The sequence below is a fragment of the Streptomyces sp. NPDC005070 genome (assembly GCF_053600395.1).
In genome coordinates this window covers 1-16,646 of the sequence record NZ_JBSFZS010000084.1, presented here as the reverse complement: position 1 = coordinate 16,646, position 16,646 = coordinate 1, and the positions used below count along the sequence as shown (strand labels likewise).

Sequence of the window (16,646 nt, the reverse complement as noted above, 5' to 3'; positions counted from 1 at the left end):
ACGTACGCCTTCCTCAGACCTTGTGATGTCCTGCGCCTACAGCCTAAAGGTGCGCTCAGCAGACCTCTTCCAGATCCCGCCAGTCGCGGGAGTCCGGGCTGTCGGCGACCCAGCCGTCGAGCAGGCCGCGCACCAGCGAGGCCGGTGCCGCGAGACCGCACTCCCGCTCGGGCACCCAGAGCTGCCCGTCGGTGCGATGACCGAGCGGACCGGGGTGCCCCGGCTCACTGTGGTCGTGCGGGTCGAGGTGCTCCTCGTCGCCCTCGTCGGAGGGCATGCGGGACTCGGAGCACATCCGGCACAGCAGCCGTACGGACGACGACCAGTCCTCCGCGGCGAAGCCGGCGTCGGCGGCGAGCCGCTCCAGCGCGTCCCGGTCCTCCTCGGTGGCCGCCTCCAGGAGGACGACCCAGGTCGGCACCGGTGAAGGGGCCCACAGCTCGATCTCGTCGAAGACCGGGTAGGCGTGCCCGGCGGCGGTGGTCCGCTCGCCGTGCGGAACGCCGTCGTGCAGCACGACCTCGCCCCAGCGGCGTCCGGAGGACGGCAGCGGGATCGACAGCACCTCGACGCGGGCGGGGTCCAGCCGGCGCCCCCACACCACCTCGGCCTCGCCCTCCGGCGACAGCCGCACGGCCGCGCTGCCGAGGTCCATGCCCGTGGGTTCACCGGAGACGGCAGCTCCGCCGGGCACCCGCAGTCCGTACGCCTGCCAGGAGCGCCGCGCCAGTGGCCAGTCCTGCAGGGCGGTGGCCGCGATCCCCACGTTCCACCAGTCGGGTGCGCCGGTCTCCCGGTCGAGCAGGGCCACGGCCCGCAGACCCGCCGCCCGCGCCTGCTCCCAGTCGTGCCGGAACTTGTGCAGCAGGGCCAGGTTGAACCAGGACTCGGACAGCCAGGGCTCCAGGTCCGCGGCACGTGTCAGCAGCGCCCCCGCGTCCTCGTACCGGCCGTCGCCGATCAGCGTGAACGCACGGTCGGTGGCCTGCCGCCATGAGGCTGAGGGCCGGTGTCGTCCCTTGCCGAAGATCCTCACGATTCCCGCCTGCCAGTTCCTTGCGTTGCCCGCCTGCCGGTGCCTCGAAGAGTCCCTGGGAGGCAGTGCAGCCCCGGGCCGGCCCGCGCCCCCTGACACCCTCTCCCTCGCATCCAACCACGTACCTTCGGACGGCCGCTCATTACCCATGGGTTACCCAGCCCTGGGCAAGGTCAGACCGGCCCGGGACAGGACCCGGGCCAGTGACTCCACGACCTCCGGCTGGTAGTCGCGGGCGGTGGCCAGCCGGAGTTTCTCCAGCGCGGTCAGCGGCCCTGTGGGCCCTGCTGCCCGGGCCATCTCCTCGTATGCGTTCACCGTCCGCACGATGCGCGCGGTCACCGGCTGGTCCCGGTACGGGTCCGCCTGCCGCTCCACCACGACGGCGACCTCGGCCTCCACGCCGGTCTGCCGGACCACGGCGCCGCCGAGCAGCGCGATGCGCCGCTGCTCGGCCGCCGGGAGCGCGGCGGTGGCACCCGCCGGTACGGGGTCGACCAGGCTGAGCTGCCCGATGTCGTGCATCAGCGCCGCGTACTCCAGGACGGTCAGATCGGGCTCGGACAGGCCCAGCTCACGGCCCACGGCCCTGCTCAGGGCGGCCACCCGGCGGGCGTGCCCGGCCGGCGTGTACCCGGCGATCTCGGTCGCACGCGCGAGGGAGGCGATCGTCTGCCGGTAGGTGACCCGCACGGCCGCGTAGCGCCGGAAGGAGAGCTGGGTGAGCAGCAGCGGCAGGGAGAAGACGGGCAGCGCCCACAGTCCGACCACCGCGACGGCGAGCGCCATGACGGCCCCGGTCGCGCACACGGCCGAACCGATCCCGAGGGTGGCCCGCAGCTCGTCGCGCAGCAGCGGCCCGAACGGCCACCGGGTCCGCGCGTGGGCCATGGCCGCCGCGAGCACCGCGTCCCACAGGGTGGTGAGGACCAGCAGCGCGACCAGCAGCAGGGCCTGGGCCGAGCCGCCCCACTCCAGCAACCTGCCCCGGTCGTAGAGGGGTTGGAAGCAGACAGCGGCGAAGGCGACGGTCAGGACGCGGCGGGCGAGATGGTCGGGCGTCGGCGCGTCCCCCCGCGCCACGTGCGGGACGCAGCCGATCAGGGCCGCCGCCACCACGACGGCGACGACCTGGAGGACGCCGTGGTCGGTGCGGTGCCCGGCGTTCTCGCCGAGCAGCGCGTACGCGAGGGCTCCGGCGGCCCCGAGGGGTGCGGACTCGCGCTGCTCGGCCCCGCTCCACCGGGCGAGCTCGCCGACGGTTATGAGCAGGCCGAAGGCCAGCGCCGTGCCGCGTTCGTCGATGCCCTCCCAGAGGGTGACGCCGAGGGCGAGCAGCGTGAGGGCGAGGGCGAGGGCGCGCACCGCGGTGAGCAGGGCGGGGGCTCCGCCGGCCGGCGCGGGACGGGCGGTACGGGCGGGGGCCTCCTGCCGGGAGGCGGTGGCGCTCACGGCGCGCTCCGCCCGACGGTGTCGGACGGATGGGCCGGCGGCACGCCGGGCGGGCCCGTCGGGGCGGTGTCCGCGGTCACCGCGGGATGCCAGCCGTGCCGGTCGAGCGCCCGCACCAGCGCCGCCACCATCCGGGGGTCGAACTGCGTGCCCGCGCACCGCCCCAGTTCGTCCAGCGCCGCCCCCACCGGGCGGGCCCTGCGGTAGGAGCGGGTCGAGGTCATGGCGTCGAACGCGTCGGCGACGGCCACCACCCGGGCGAACTCCGGGATCTGCGGCCCCGCGAGACCGTACGGGTATCCGCTTCCGTCCAGCCGCTCGTGGTGGTGCAGGATCGCCGAGCGTGCCTCGCCGAGGAACCCGATCCCGCGGACCATCTCGTGCCCGTACTCGGGATGCAGTTCGATGACCTGCCGCTCCTCGGGGGTCAGCGGTCCGTCCTTGCGCAGCAGCCGGGTGGGGACGCCGAGTTTGCCGACGTCGTGCAGGATTCCGGCGAACCGCAGCACCTCGACACGCTCGTCGTGCATGCCCAGCTCACGGGCGATCATCACGGACGCCCGGCCGACCCGCTCGCTGTGTCCGCGGGTGTAGCCGTCCTTGATGTCGACGGCCTGGACGAGGGCGCGGATGGTGGCCTGGTGGGCGGCCCGTTCGCGGTGGTACTGGGCGAAGACCCAGCAGGACACGTACATCGGCAGCAGGACGAGCAGCGCGGCGACGGGTCCGTACGGGCTCCGCCAGAGCACCGCCATCATCAGCCCGGCGAGGCCGTGCACGGCGACCGGGGCCAGCGAGCGCGCGAAGAGTCCGTGCCAGGCATCGCGCACCGGAGCGCGCTCGGCCAGCGCGAGGATCCCGCCGTCGAGGACGGTGAGCGCGGCGCAGAAGGTGAGCACCGCGGCGCCGGCGGGCACGAGCGCGTAGGGGAAGTCGGGCGTGTCGAGCGCGTCCCGGCCGCCGAGCGCCCCGTATGCCCGGGACGCGGCCCAGACGGCGACGGCGAGCTGTGCGGCGTGCCAGATCCGGCGCACGCCGCGCGGGCGCAGTTCGACCCGCGCGAGCAGCGCCCCGGGCAGCGCGACGAGGGCGGCGGCGGGCGGCGGCAACAGAAAAGCGCCGGCCAGCAGCACGGGGAGGAAGGTGCCCATTCCCTGCGTGGTGTCGCCGCCGGGGGCGCCGGCTCCGTGCGGCCGGAGTTGCAGGGTGAGGCGCTCGCAGCCCGCGTACAGGACGGCGAGCAGCGCGGCGATCTCCCAGGGCACGCTCAGGTGCGGCAGGGGAGCCAGACAGGCGAGCGCCAGGAGGACGACACCGGCCACGTACGCACGGGCCCACGCCGGAACCGAACCCATCCCCGTACCTCCCCCGAACCTCCCCCGTTGTCAGGGCGGAGCCTAGGGCGGGAGGAAGGGCGTGGGGACGGGTATGTGCGAATCCGCGGGCTCCAGGCCCGCGGATTAGCACGTTCGGGTGATAAAGGGAGGGCCGGGAGGCTTTCGCCGCAGCCGGCGTGGCCCTCGTGGCGGAGAGCCGCCCGGAGTCAGGACTCCTGGGCCGTCGCGGTCACGTCGTGCTCGGGCACGGCCTGTCCGGAGCGGATCAGATCGATGCGGCCCATGACCTTGGCCCGCAGGTCGGTGGGCACGTCGTCATGGCCGCAGCACCGCTTGACCAACTTCTTGACGGCCTGTTCGAGGCCGTACTTCTCCAGGCACGGAGAGCACTCCTCGAAGTGGACCTCGAACTTGGTGCAGTCCGCGTCCGGCATCTCATGATCGAGGAACTCGTACAGATGATCGAGTACCTCACTGCAATCCGTCTCGTGCGGCTCTCCGCAGCTCATGAGCCCGAGCCTTTCGCTTCGTTCGACTCTCCGGCGCCGGCGGGAACCAGCCCGCGGTCACGGGCGTAGTCCTCCAGCATGCCGCGCAGTTGGCGACGGCCCCGGTGCAGCCGGGACATCACCGTACCGATGGGTGTCCCCATGATGTCCGCGATCTCCTTGTACGCAAAGCCCTCTACGTCCGCGAGATAGACGGCGATGCGGAATTCCTCGGGGATCGCCTGCAGCGCTTCCTTGACGTCGGAGTCGGGCAGGTGGTCCAGCGCCTGCGACTCGGCGGAACGGAGGCCGGTCGACATGTGCGACTCGGCGCGCGCGAGCTGCCAGTCCTCGATCTCCTCGGCCGCACTGCGCTGGGGTTCGCGCTGCTTCTTGCGGTACGAGTTGATGAAGGTGTTGGTGAGAATGCGGTACAGCCACGCCTTGAGGTTCGTGCCCTCGCGGAACTGGTGGAAGGACGCGTACGCCTTGGCGTACGTCTCCTGCACCAGGTCCTCGGCGTCGGCCGGATTGCGTGTCATGCGCAGGGCGGCCGAGTACATCTGGTCGAGGAATTCGAGCGCGTCCCGCTCGAAGCGCGCGGTGCGCTCGGCGGAAGTCTCCGCCGTCGCGTCGCTCGTGCCCTGGCCCTCGGGCTGCTCCGCCTGGCCGTTTTCGGTCCCTGCGTCGGTCCCAGTGACCGGACCCACCTCCTCCAGCGACGTAGCGAGACCGAGACCGGTCCCACTGGAATCGGAGGATAGACGAACATCATGCCCGCCCGCCGCCCGAATCGGGGCGTTCTTGCCCGCGTGCAGCACCGTCCAGTCCAGGTCAGCGCGGCTGCTGCGGCTCGGGCAGAAGGTCGAACCCATGCGGCGGACTTCCTCTCGTACGAACGGTGCAGCACGCTGCGTGCTGTCTGATCCGCACAACAGAAGTCCGTCACTCTGCATTCCCGGCCGTCACCCGAGTGACGCGGCCCACCCCACGACACTGTCCGTGATGATCTTCAACGCCTCCTCCTCGCCGAGCGGAGCCCGCTTCGGGACGGCGAAGCCGTGATCGCCGTAGGGCACTTCGACCAGCTCGTACGAGCCCGTCGGGAACTCCTCCGGCCGGCCGAACGGGTCGTTGCCGCCCTGGACGACGAGTGTGGGCACCCCCGCGCCGAGCAGTTCGGCGGCGCGGGACTTCTCCGGCCTGCCCGGCGGGTGCAGGGGAAAGCTCAGGGCGAGCACCGCGGCGGCGCCCAGCTCCACCGCGGTCCTGCACGCGACCCGGGCGCCCGCGCTGCGGCCTCCGGAGACCACGGGCAGCCCCTGCTCCGCCAGCGCCGGCCACACGCCCCGCCATCCCACGTCCAGCGTCTTCGGCGCGGGGGCCACCTTCTTCCCGGCCACCCGCCAGGGCTGTTCGACGAGTGCCACGCTCACCCCGTGGGCGGGGAGCACCTCGGCGAGCGCCCGCAGGTCCCGGGCCTCGATGCCGCCGCCCGCGCCATGGCTCGCGACGAGCACGAGCCGCGCCTCCGCCGCCCGGTGCCAGGTGATCCGGGCCGTACCGGCGCCGGTCTCGATGGTCTCGCTCACGTCGCTGATCCTCGTCAGGTCGGAAGGCCGCTGATCCTCGCCCGTCAGAAGAGTGTGCCCTCCTCGGGCCCTTCGAGCTCCTTCAGCAGCTCCGCGCCGTTGTTGCGGACGTTGCTGACCGCGGTGGAGACGGGGTACGCGCGCATCAGCCCGGTGGGCGGCGGCGCGAGCAGGTCACGGAGCTCGTCCGGGTCCGTGCGGGCGGGGTCGAGCCAGTGGTCCCAGCGGTCGGGGGTGAGCATCAGGGGCATCCGGGGGTGGATGTCGGCCAGTGCTCGCGGGCCCTCGGCGGAGCCCACCGCGAGCGGTGCCGTCTCCGCCTCGGTCGTGATGACGGAGCAGGTCACCCACCAGGCCAGCGGATGCTCGTCCGGCAGGGTCCGGTCCCGCCAGAACTCGTACAGGCCCGCCATCGCGAAGACCGATCCGTCCGCCGGCGTCACGAAGTACGGCTGCTTGCGGGGCCGCTTCTTCCTGCCCTCGACCTCCAGCTCGCGTTCGGCGCCGGAGGTGACCCATTCGTAGTAGCCGTCGGCGGGGATGACACAGCGCCGGGCGGCGAAGGCGCGGCGGTACGAGGGCTTCTCGTGCACCGTCTCGGCGCGCGCGTTGATCATCCGGGCGGCGCCCTCGGGCGTCTTCGACCAGGACGGGACGAGTCCCCACTTGAGCCTGCGGAGCTGGCGAACCGGCCTCGGGCTGTCCGCGTCCTTCACAGGGCGGTCGAGGACGACGTAGACCTCCTTGGTCGGGGCCACGTTGTAGTCGGGCGCCAAGGTCTCTTCCGGATCCCACTTCTCGACCTCAAAGGTTGCTGCGAGATCCTCGGGTCCACGACTGGCTGCATACCGTCCGCACATACGTGCAACACTGCCAGATTCCGCGCCGCGAAAGGGAGCCACCACCGACAATGGACAGCACCGCATCCACCTCGCTGGCCTCGCTCAGCTCCCTGTGGGACGAGGTGTTCGGCACACAGCCGGACCCCGATCTGTGGGTGGTGATCGCCACCATGGTCGCGGCCCTCGCGGCGATCGTCCCGCACGGCGTCTGGCGGGTCTCCCGCAACGCCATCACCATCGCGCACGAGGGCGGTCACGGTCTGGTCGCCCTGCTCACGGGGCGCAGCCTCAGCGGTATCCGGCTGCACTCCGACACCAGCGGCCTCACGGTCAGCCGGGGCAAGCCGACCGGTCTCGGCATGATCCTCACGGCCGCCGCGGGCTACACCGCTCCCCCGCTGCTCGGGCTCGGCGGCGCCGCGCTGCTCGGCGCCGGCCACATCACCCTGCTGCTGTGGGTGGCCACGGCCCTGCTGATAGCCATGCTGGTGATGATCCGTAACGCGTACGGCGCGCTCACCGTGATCCTCACCGGCGGCACCTTCCTGCTCGTGTCCTGGCTCGCCGGACCCCAGGTGCAGGCCGCGTTCGCGTACGCCGTGGTCTGGTTCCTGCTCCTCGGCGGTGTCCGCCCGGCCTTCGAACTCCAGGCGAAGCGGAGGCGCGGCGGCGCGGGCGACTCCGACGCCGACCAGCTCTCGCGGCTGGCGCACGTACCGGCCGGGCTGTGGCTGTTCCTCTTCCACGCCGTGTCGCTGTGCTCGCTGATGGGCGGCGGACGCTGGCTGCTGGAACTGTGAGACACGCGATCGCGTTGCCGGGGCGGTGAACTCGGGTTTCCCGCTCCTGAAGCCCGTGAGCCGCGGGTTTCCGGCTGCCGCGACCGTGGGACGCGGGAGTCCGGTGCCGGAGCTGTGAGCCGCTGCCCGCAGCGCCCTGACGTCACACTCCAGGGGCACGACGCCCTCGGAACGGCCCCGACGCCGGCCGATGTGCCCTGAGCTGCGCCTGACCCGCCCGGTGTGCCCCGAGGCTCGCCCCGCCGGCTCCCCCGGGCGGACGTCACCGGCGGTGACGAACCCGCGGCTGCCCGGCGCCCTGCCACTAAAGTGGGGCGCATGACCGTGAACCCCGCCCACACCGCCCTCTGGCCAGCCCCGCACGCAAGCGGAGCCGTCGACGCGACGGTTCACGTGCCGGGGTCCAAGTCGGTCACCAACCGCGCTCTCGTCCTGGCCGCGCTGGCCTCCGAGCCCGGCTGGCTGCGCCGCCCGCTGCGTTCCCGCGACACCCTGCTGATGGCGGGCGCGCTCCGCGCGATGGGCGTCGGCATCGAGGAGACCGTCGCCTCCAGCTCGACGGTCGCGGCCGGCCCGGACGCCTCCGGCGAGGCCTGGCGTGTGATCCCCTCGGGCCTGCGCGGCCCGGCCACGGTCGACGTCGGCAACGCCGGTACCGTCATGCGCTTCCTGCCTCCCGTCGCCGCGCTCGCGGACGGTCCCATCCGCTTCGACGGCGACCCGCGGTCGTACGAGCGTCCGCTGCACGGCGTGATCGACGCGCTGCGTCTGCTCGGCGCCCGGATCGACGACGACGCCCGCGGCGCGCTGCCGCTGAAGGTGCACGGCGGTGGCGCCCTGGACGGCGGCCCGGTGGAGATCGACGCGTCGTCGTCCTCCCAGTTCGTGTCCGCCCTGCTGCTCTCCGCCCCGCGCTTCAACCAGGGCGTCGAGGTACGGCACACCGGCTCGACCCTCCCGTCCATGCCGCACATCCGGATGACCGTGGACATGCTGCGCGCGGTCGGCGCCCAGGTGGACACCCCCGAGTCGGGCGGTGAACCGAACGTGTGGCGGGTGACGCCGGGCGCGCTGCTCGGCCGGGACCTGATCATCGAGCCGGACCTGTCGAACGCCCAGCCGTTCCTGGCGGCGGCGCTGGTGACCGGCGGCACGGTCGTGATCCCCGACTGGCCCGCCCACACCACCCAGCCGGGCGACCGGCTGCGGGAGATCTTCACCGAGATGGGTGGTTCCTGCGAACTGACCGAGGCCGGACTGCAGTTCACCGGTTCGGGTGCCGTCCACGGTATCGACGTGGACCTGGGCGAGGTCGGTGAGCTCACCCCGGGCATCGCCGCGGTCGCGGCGCTCGCCGACTCCCCCTCCACCCTGCGGGGCGTGGCCCATCTGCGGCTGCACGAGACGGACCGGCTGGCCGCGCTCACCAAGGAGATCAACGAACTCGGCGGCGATGTCACCGAGACCGCCGACGGCCTGCACATCCGGCCGCGCCGGCTGCACGGCGGCATCTTCCACACGTACGACGACCACCGTATGGCGACGGCCGGCGCGATCATCGGGCTGGCGGTGGAGGGCGTCCAGATCGAGAACGTGGCGACGACGGCGAAGACCTTGCCGGACTTCCCCGATCTGTGGACCGGAATGCTCGGGAACTGACGGGCGGACCTGGATCATGCGCCGTTACGGCAAGAACACCGACGAGGACGACATCCGCCAGCGGCCGAACCGCAAGGGCAACCGTCCGCGTACGAACATCCGCCCCAAGCACGAGGAGGCCGTCGAGGGCATGGTCCTCACGGTCGACCGCGGCCGGCTGACCTGTCTGGTCGAGGACCGTGCCGTGGTGGCGATGAAGGCACGCGAACTGGGCCGCAAGGCCGCCGTCGTCGGCGACCGGGTGGCCATCGTGGGCGACCTGTCCGGCGAGAAGGACACCCTCGCCCGCATCGTCCGCATCGAGCCGCGCGACTCGGTGCTGCGCCGCACGGCCGACGACGACGACCCGTACGAGCGCGTGGTCGTCGCCAACGCCGACCAGCTCGCCATCGTCACCGCCCTCGCCGACCCCGAGCCGCGCCCCCGGCTGATCGACCGCTGTCTGGTCGCGGCCTTCGACGGCGGTCTGACCCCGCTGCTCGTGCTCACGAAGTCGGACCTGGCCCCGCCGGACAAGTTCCTGGAGCTGTACGGCGCGCTCGACATCCCGTACGTGGTGACCAGCCGCGAGGAGCTGCGCAGCGAGGCCGCCGCCGACCGGGTGCGTGAACAACTGAACGGCAGGGTCACGGCGTTCGTCGGTCACTCGGGCGTCGGCAAGACGACCCTGGTGAACGCGCTGGTGCCGCCCGAGCGGCGCCGGACGACCGGACATGTCAACGCGGTTACCGGCCGCGGCCGGCACACGACCACCTCGGCGCTCGCGCTGCCGCTGGCGGGCAGCGGCGGGGGCTGGGTGGTGGACACCCCGGGTGTCCGGTCCTTCGGCCTGAACCACGTCGATCCGTCCCGGGTCATCCACGCCTTCCCCGATCTGGAACCCGGCACCGAGGGCTGCCCCCGCGCATGCAGTCACGACGAACCCGACTGCGCGCTCGACCAGTGGGTGGCCGACGGCCACGCGGACCCGCAGCGGCTGTACTCGCTGCGCCGTCTGCTGGCCACACGAGAGCGCCGTGAGGGCGACTGACGTCCCCGTGTTTGCGTACGCCCGCCGTCGGTAAGGGCTTCTCCGGGTCGGTGAATGCATAATCGCACCGAGCCGGTCCGGACCAGCCGAAGCAGTCGACGTGCGAATGCGGGAGGACAAGACATGGCGTGGCTGCTGGTCGTTGTGGCGGGACTGCTCGAAACCGGCTTCGCCGTCTGCCTGAAGCTCTCCCACGGCTTCACCAGATTCTGGCCGACCGTCGCCTTCTGCGTCTTCGCCCTCGGCAGCTTCGGTCTGCTGACCCTCTCTCTGAAGAAGCTCGACGTCGGTCCCGCCTACGCGGTGTGGACCGGCATCGGCGCGGCCGGCACCGCCATCTACGGCATGATCTTCCTCGACGACCTGGTCTCGGTCCTCAAGATCGTCTCGATCAGCCTGGTCGTCATCGGCGTCATCGGGCTCCAGTTGTCGGGGTCGGCGCACTGAGTCCACACCCTCCGGGAACCGTTGAGCCCCGGGGCGCCCCGCCCTTCAGACACCCAGCCGGTGGGACGGCGCGAGCGCGGTTCTGACCAGCTCCGTGACACCGCCCCGGGTGGGCGGAGCGACGACACACGACAGCGCGAGCCTGGCCACCAGTTCGCAGGACCGTGCGACCTCGGGGGTGTCCGCCCGGGACAGGGCGAGCGCGGCGACCGCGCGGTCGCGGACCAGCGTCACGAAGTCGGCGGGCGAGGGCAGCGGTCCGTCGGCCCGCCGCTGCGCCGGCACCGCGGACGACGAGGGCACGGCGGACAGCGCGGGCGAGGGCAGCCGCTCGCTCCAGCATCCGGTCAGCATCGCCCGCACCAGCGCGTTGCTGCGGGCCGTCGACGCGGTCCACTCGGCGGTCGCGGCCAATCGGTCCCGCGCGTCCGTGTGCGCGGCCAAGGCCCGGTCGACACCCGCGAGATAGGCGTCGGCCTCCCGCCGTACGAGGGCGCGCGCGAGGCCTTCCTTGCTCCCGAACTCGTTGTACAGCGTCTGGCGTGACACTCCGGCCACCGCGGCCACGTCGACCATCCGCACCGCGGACCACGGCCTGCGCGCGAGTGCCGTATAGGCGGCGTCCAAGAGCGATTCGCGCGCTGCGGGCATCATCGCCTCCTTGGGGCGAGCGGCTCTGAAGCCAGATTTGACGCGTGCGGGAGCACTGTCAAGGGGTCGCGGCGGCCCCGAGGGGCGCGCGGCCCGAAGCCCCGCGCGCCCGGACCGGGCGCAAGCCCCGGTGGCGGGCCCTCCCGGAGGCGCCGGGGGGGCGGGCCGGCCCCGCGATCGCCCGGCGGTCCTGTGTAGCCCCGTCCCGACGCGGGCAGATACGGTTCACCCATGCCCGACTACCGCGATGACCTGCGCCTCGCCCATGTCCTGGCGGACGCCGCCGACGCCGCGACGATGGACCGCTTCAAGGCGCTCGACCTGAAGGTCGAGACGAAGCCGGACATGACGCCGGTGAGCGAGGCGGACAAGGCCGCCGAGGAACTCATCCGCGGCCATCTCCAGCGGGCCAGGCCGCGCGACGCGGTCCTCGGCGAGGAGTACGGCATCGAGGGTACGGGCCCGCGCCGCTGGGTCATCGACCCGATCGACGGCACCAAGAACTACGTCCGCGGTGTGCCGGTCTGGGCCACGCTGATCTCCCTGATGGAGGCGGGCGAGGGCGGCTACCAGCCGGTCGTGGGCGTCGTCTCCGCCCCCGCGCTAGGCCGTCGCTGGTGGGCGGCGAAGGGACACGGCGCGTTCACCGGCCGCAGCCTGTCCTCCGCGAGCCGGCTGCGGGTCTCCAGCGTGTCCCGGATGTCCGACGCCTCGTTCGCCTACTCCTCGCTGTCCGGCTGGGAGGACCAGGGCCGTCTGGACGGTTTCCTCGATCTCACGAAGGCGGTCTGGCGCACCCGCGGTTACGGCGACTTCTGGCCGTACATGATGGTCGCCGAGGGCTCGGTCGACATCTGCGCCGAACCCGAGCTGTCGCTCTGGGACATGGCGGCGAACGCGATCATCGTGACCGAGGCGGGCGGCATGTTCACCGGCCTCGAGGGACGCCCCGGCCCACACAGCGGCAACGCCGCCGCGTCGAACGGCATCCTCCACGACGAGATGCTGGGATATCTGAATCAGCGCTACTGAGCGGCGGGCGGCGAACGTGATGTGACGGTGACTCACATGGCGGTCGCTCGATGCGATGCCGCGACCAGGCGTTCACGCCGGCGGGGCAGGTGCGGGTCGCGGGCGATCCCGGAGCCCCGGGGTCGCGCGCCGGCGATCACGAGCACGGCGACCTCGACCAGGGCGCGCCGGTGACCGTCCTCGACTCGGCGGGCCGGGTCGTCGCGACCGGGTCGCCGGGAAGCGGCGCCGACGACACCTTCGCGAGGTGTGTGGCCCCGGTGGGGCCGTACGGGGAGTGCCGGACGGCTCCTCCGGCCCGGCGGTGCCCGCGGGGCGCCTGAGCGGACGTGCCTGACCCCGGGACTGCTGAGCAACCCCGGGCGCCCCCGAACTCGCGGCACACGCCCCCTTGTTGACCGTCTCTTTAACTGCGACCCTGAGAGCTCCCCCACTTGTGAACTTGTGAACCGCTTCTCTTTGCGCTCCGCCGAGGAGCCGGAGAGCCCGCGGCTCACCGAGGAGGTGGCTCCAGCCCATGCTCGTCCGCGACGCCATGAGCACGGTGGTCCTCACCATCGGCCCGGCACACACCCTCCGCCAGGCGGCCCGCCTGATGTCCGCGCGTCACGTCGGCGCGGCGGTGGTCCTCGACGAGGACTCCTCCGGCCTCGGCATCCTCACCGAACGCGACATCCTCAACTCCCTCGCCCACGGCCAGAACCCGGACTCGGAGACCGCAGGCAGCCACACCACCACCGACGTCGTCTTCGCGGCGCCCACCTGGACCTTGGATGAGGCCGCGGCCGCGATGTCGCACGGCGGCTTCCGGCATCTGATCGTGCTCGACGGCAGCGGACCGGTCGGCATCGTCTCGGTCCGCGACATCATCCGCTGCTGGGCACCCGTCCGGCAGCACGTACCGGCCTGAGACGCCGTCGGGCCCGGCCCGAACACGTCGGCGGGCCTGAATCCCCTTGCAGATGAAGGGGGTTCAGGCCCGCCGCCGGCGGCGGGCACACCCTGCCCGTCCCGGGCCATGGACATTGTCCAAGTCAGGGCAAGATCTAAAATCACACCTGTTCGGGATCTGGTCCACCTGCTGTTACGCTGACCTGTATGAGTGACCTGTTGGAACGACTGCGCGGACGCGGATGGCGCCTGACCGCGCAGCGACGTGTCGTGGCCGAGGTCCTCGACGGCGACCACGTCCATCTGACGGCCGACGAGGTGCACGCCCGGGCCGTGGCCAAGCTGCCCGAGATCTCCCGGGCGACGGTCTACAACACGCTGGGTGAGCTGGTCTCGCTCGGCGAGGTGCTGGAAGTCGCCACGGACAAGCGCGCCAAGCGGTACGACCCGAACGCGCACCGTCCGCACCACCACCTGGTCTGCGCCCGGTGCGGGGCGATCCGCGACGTCCACCCGATCGGCAACCCGCTCGGCGACCTCCCCGACTCGGAGCGCTTCGGCTTCGCCGTCTCCGACGTCGAGGTGACCTACCGAGGCGTCTGCCCCGACTGCGCGGCCATCGCGGCGTAGCGGCACACCGACGTCCACTCACCACAGCCGGCCGCCGCTCTCCGTTCACCGTTCACCGCCGCGGTTCACTGTTCGCTGCCGCGTTTCCGTGCGGGACCCGCAAACGCACCGAGGGCCGGAACCCTTTCGGATTCCGGCCCTCGGCCTTCAGTAGCGGGGACAGGATTTGAACCTGCGACCTCTGGGTTATGAGCCCAGCGAGCTACCGAGCTGCTCCACCCCGCGTCGATGAACTGAACAGTACGTCAAGACGGTGGCCCGCGCAAATCCATTAACAGGGGCGGCCCGACGACCGCCCGACGACCATGGGGGCGGCGCGGTCCCCCGCGGAGCGGCAGGTCCGGGGTGGTGCGGCCCCCGGCGGGGCGGCAGGCCCTCGGTGCGCCGTTGCAACCCCCTGCGGGACAACAGCTCCCGGGCCGGGCCGACACCTTCCCCAGCAGCACAGCAGGTCCCCCGGGGGTCAGCACGGCCCCCGGCAAGGCAGCAGGTCCCGAGTGAGCCGGCGCGCTCCCCGGCAACCCCGCCAACACCACCCCGCTCGGCCGAAGGCCCGTCCGGCCACCCCGCTCCCGATCAGCGCCCGGCGCAACCGGCGACCCTCGGCCGCCCCGCCCTCACGCCGACAGTTCCTCCCGCAAGGCGTCCCGCAGCCGTGCCGCCCGCTCGGCGACCTCCGCCGGGCCCAGCGACACGGCCCGGTCGGCCCAGCGCTGGCCCTCGGCGAGCTCCCCGCGCCGCGCGTACACGAGCGCCAGCCGGAGCGCCGCCCGACCGTGGCCCGCGTCCGCCGCGCGGGTCCACCACAGCGCCGCTTCCGGCTCACTGCCCTCGCGGGCCAGCAGCAGCCCGAGGTTGAAGGCGCCGTTGCGCGACCCGGCCTCGGCGGCCTCGCGGTACCAGCGCACAGCCTCCACGACGTCGCCCCGCGCCGCGGCCAGCATCCCGACCCGCACCTGCGCACGCCGGTGCCCCTGGGACGCGGCCCGCTCGTACCACTCCTCGCACTCGCTCTTCTCCTGCGCGGGCTCCCCGAGTTCGTGCGCGGGCGCCGGGGGCCGCCGAGCGTCGAGCACGGCGGCGAGACGGTAGGCGGCCTCCGCGCTGCCCCCTCCCGCGGCGCACCGCAGATGCCGCTCGGCAGCCGGCTCGTCGCCCTCCCGCAGCCGCGCGATGCCCACCTGGAGCGCCGCCTCCGTGTGACCGGCGGCGGCCGCGCGCTCGTACCACCGCAGCGCCGCGGCGTCGTCGCTCTCGGTGGCGCGCCCGGCGTGCAGGATGCCGAGGTTGAACGCGGCGTCCACGCTCCCGGCCTCCGCGGCCTTGGAGAACCAGGGCTCGGCCCCGGCCGCGTCGCCGACCTGGAGCAGCAGGATCGCCAGGGCGTTGGCGGCCTCGCGGTGACCGGCGTACGCGGCCCTGCGGTACCACTGCTCGGCCTGCGCGGTGCGCCCCTGCTCGGCGCAGAGCAGCCCGAGGTTGTACGCGCCGTTCACGTCACCCGCGTCCATCGCGGCGCGGTACCACCGCTCGGCGGTCTGGGTCTCGCCCCGCTCGGCGTGCAGCGCGCCCAGCGCGTTGGCTGCGTTCCCGTCCCCGTCCTGGGCGGCCCGCAACCACCACACGGCGGCACTGTCGGGGTCCCCGGCGTCGCGCAGCAGGAACCCGAGGGCGCACGCGGCACGCGCCTCCCCGTCCTTGGCGGAGGTCAGATACCAGCGCCCGGCCTCCTTGAGATCGCCGCGCTTCTCCAGGATGGCCCCGAGATGCAGCGCGGCCCTGCGGTGCCCACGCGCGGCGGCCTGCCGGTACCACTGCTCGGCGGCCTGTCCGGCGGCACCGATGACACCGTTGTCACCCACGGCCTCGCCCGAGTCCAGGGCTTTGCGGTCGAGCGTGCGCGCCAGCCGGTACGCGGCCTCGCGGTGCCCCCGCTCGGCGGCGGCCCGCATCCACTGCTCGGCACCCACGTCGCTACGATGCTCCAGCAGATCGGCGAGAGCGTAGGCGCCCAGGGCGTGGCCCTGTTCGGCGGACTGGCGCAGCCAGTACTCGGCGGCGGGCTCGTCACCGCGCTCGCGGTGGTGCCGGCCGAGCGCGTGCGCGGCGGCGGCACTGCCGGCGACGGCGGCGATCCGCCACCATCCGGCGGCCTCGTCGGCGTATCCGCGCTGGTAGAGGAGGACACCCAGATTGTTGGCGGCGGCACGGTCACCCGCGGCGGTGGCCGCGCGCAACTGCGGTTCGGCAGCGTCGAGATCGCCGCGGCGCAGCAGCATGGCCCCGAGGACGCTCATCGCCTCGACGTCACCGGCCTCCGCGGCCGACCACTGGCGCGCCTCCTCGGCAGCCTCGCCGGTCTCGTCCCGGTCGGAAGGCTGCGTGAGATCCGCCGGCTGCTCAAAGTCGGCAGACTGCGCAAACCGCCCTGTATCCAACAGAGTTGCCTTGTCCCCCATAACGTCCATCGTCGCACCACCTGCTACCTGGGTACACCTGGTATACCGCAGCCAGTGAGGTCACTTCAGCGTTTTGTCGACATGCCCACAGAGAGACAAGTCAAACACAGAACGCTCAACTCCCCTCGCATGTCGCGGCACTTCAAACGAGTCGGCAGGTCACCGGCGCGCCCCGGCGTGGCGTCACACGTCGAAGGCCCGGATCCATGAACTGGATCCGGGCCTTCGACTTGAGTAGCGGGGACAGGATTTGAACCTGCGACCTCTGGGGGATAGGTAGAGAGGCGGGTGGGGGAAGAG

The 16,646-nt window shown here is 72.6% G+C and carries 17 protein-coding genes and 1 tRNA gene; 8 read left to right on the top strand and 10 right to left on the bottom strand.

Translation table 11 applies throughout. The features are described from left to right. Window positions 1–55: 55 nt before the first annotated feature. From ACWEBX_RS25725 to ACWEBX_RS25695, 7 genes are all read right to left on the bottom strand, one after another. Window positions 56–1,036, bottom strand: a complete 981-nt coding sequence (locus tag ACWEBX_RS25725; RefSeq protein ID WP_451887179.1) for a tetratricopeptide repeat protein — start codon at window positions 1,034–1,036, stop codon at window positions 56–58. A 153-nt stretch (window positions 1,037–1,189) separates the two neighbouring features. After that, a complete protein-coding gene (locus tag ACWEBX_RS25720; RefSeq protein ID WP_451887194.1) occupies window positions 1,190–2,413 on the bottom strand; it encodes an HD domain-containing protein in 1,224 nt (407 codons plus the stop codon). Between the two features lie 71 nt (window positions 2,414–2,484). Beyond that, window positions 2,485–3,843, bottom strand: coding sequence for an HD-GYP domain-containing protein (locus ACWEBX_RS25715; protein WP_451887178.1), 1,359 nt, complete (start codon window positions 3,841–3,843; stop codon window positions 2,485–2,487). Window positions 3,844–4,031: 188 nt separating this feature from the next. Next, window positions 4,032–4,334 carry a mycothiol system anti-sigma-R factor gene (gene rsrA, locus ACWEBX_RS25710; RefSeq protein ID WP_328448430.1) on the bottom strand — a complete coding sequence of 101 codons (303 nt, stop codon included), beginning with the start codon at window positions 4,332–4,334 and terminating at the stop codon, window positions 4,032–4,034. Further along, window positions 4,331–5,023 carry an RNA polymerase sigma factor SigR gene (gene sigR, locus ACWEBX_RS25705; RefSeq protein WP_326790805.1) on the bottom strand — a complete coding sequence of 231 codons (693 nt, stop codon included), beginning with the start codon at window positions 5,021–5,023 and terminating at the stop codon, window positions 4,331–4,333. Before sigR ends, rsrA begins: the two co-directional genes overlap by 4 nt. Before the next feature lie 255 nt (window positions 5,024–5,278). Continuing rightward, the gene (locus ACWEBX_RS25700) at window positions 5,279–5,905 is read right to left on the bottom strand and encodes an alpha/beta hydrolase family protein (protein WP_451887177.1); all 627 of its coding nucleotides are present in this window, start codon (window positions 5,903–5,905) and stop codon (window positions 5,279–5,281) included. A 44-nt stretch (window positions 5,906–5,949) separates the two neighbouring features. Beyond that, entirely contained in the window at window positions 5,950–6,765 is an 816-nt protein-coding gene (locus ACWEBX_RS25695; protein WP_451887176.1) for an SOS response-associated peptidase, read from the bottom strand. Window positions 6,766–6,815: 50 nt separating this feature from the next. Between ACWEBX_RS25695 and ACWEBX_RS25690 the strand changes: the two genes are divergently transcribed. The 4 genes from ACWEBX_RS25690 (at window position 6,816) to ACWEBX_RS25675 (ending at window position 10,683) form a co-directional block, all read left to right on the top strand. Next, window positions 6,816–7,547, top strand: a complete 732-nt coding sequence (locus tag ACWEBX_RS25690) for a M50 family metallopeptidase (RefSeq protein ID WP_451887175.1) — start codon at window positions 6,816–6,818, stop codon at window positions 7,545–7,547. A 318-nt stretch (window positions 7,548–7,865) separates the two neighbouring features. Further along, a complete protein-coding gene (aroA, locus tag ACWEBX_RS25685; protein WP_451887174.1) occupies window positions 7,866–9,206 on the top strand; it encodes a 3-phosphoshikimate 1-carboxyvinyltransferase in 1,341 nt (446 codons plus the stop codon). Between the two features lie 16 nt (window positions 9,207–9,222). Further along, window positions 9,223–10,236, top strand: a complete 1,014-nt coding sequence (rsgA, locus tag ACWEBX_RS25680) for a ribosome small subunit-dependent GTPase A (protein WP_451887173.1) — start codon at window positions 9,223–9,225, stop codon at window positions 10,234–10,236. A gap of 123 nt (window positions 10,237–10,359) precedes the next feature. Continuing rightward, complete coding sequence (locus ACWEBX_RS25675; RefSeq protein WP_451887172.1) at window positions 10,360–10,683, top strand: DMT family transporter; 324 nt, start codon at window positions 10,360–10,362, stop codon at window positions 10,681–10,683. A gap of 45 nt (window positions 10,684–10,728) precedes the next feature. Here ACWEBX_RS25675 and ACWEBX_RS25670 read toward each other — a convergent pair whose 3' ends face one another. Next, entirely contained in the window at window positions 10,729–11,337 is a 609-nt protein-coding gene (locus ACWEBX_RS25670) for a TetR/AcrR family transcriptional regulator (protein WP_451887171.1), read from the bottom strand. Window positions 11,338–11,565: 228 nt separating this feature from the next. On the opposite strand from ACWEBX_RS25670, the gene hisN reads away from it, so the two are divergent. From hisN to ACWEBX_RS25650, 4 genes are all read left to right on the top strand, one after another. Next, window positions 11,566–12,366 carry a histidinol-phosphatase gene (hisN, locus tag ACWEBX_RS25665; RefSeq protein WP_451887170.1) on the top strand — a complete coding sequence of 267 codons (801 nt, stop codon included), beginning with the start codon at window positions 11,566–11,568 and terminating at the stop codon, window positions 12,364–12,366. Window positions 12,367–12,416: 50 nt separating this feature from the next. Then, complete coding sequence (locus ACWEBX_RS25660) at window positions 12,417–12,689, top strand: hypothetical protein (protein ID WP_451887169.1); 273 nt, start codon at window positions 12,417–12,419, stop codon at window positions 12,687–12,689. 194 nt (window positions 12,690–12,883) lie between these two features. Further along, window positions 12,884–13,276, top strand: coding sequence for a CBS domain-containing protein (locus tag ACWEBX_RS25655; protein WP_451887168.1), 393 nt, complete (start codon window positions 12,884–12,886; stop codon window positions 13,274–13,276). A gap of 188 nt (window positions 13,277–13,464) precedes the next feature. Next, the gene (locus ACWEBX_RS25650) at window positions 13,465–13,887 is read left to right on the top strand and encodes a Fur family transcriptional regulator (protein WP_355775184.1); all 423 of its coding nucleotides are present in this window, start codon (window positions 13,465–13,467) and stop codon (window positions 13,885–13,887) included. Window positions 13,888–14,038: 151 nt separating this feature from the next. On the opposite strand, the gene ACWEBX_RS25645 is transcribed toward ACWEBX_RS25650, so the two are convergent. After that, a tRNA-Met gene (locus ACWEBX_RS25645) sits at window positions 14,039–14,112 on the bottom strand. A 392-nt stretch (window positions 14,113–14,504) separates the two neighbouring features. Continuing rightward, the gene (locus tag ACWEBX_RS25640; protein WP_451887167.1) at window positions 14,505–16,355 is read right to left on the bottom strand and encodes a sel1 repeat family protein; all 1,851 of its coding nucleotides are present in this window, start codon (window positions 16,353–16,355) and stop codon (window positions 14,505–14,507) included. Window positions 16,356–16,646 lie beyond the last annotated feature (291 nt).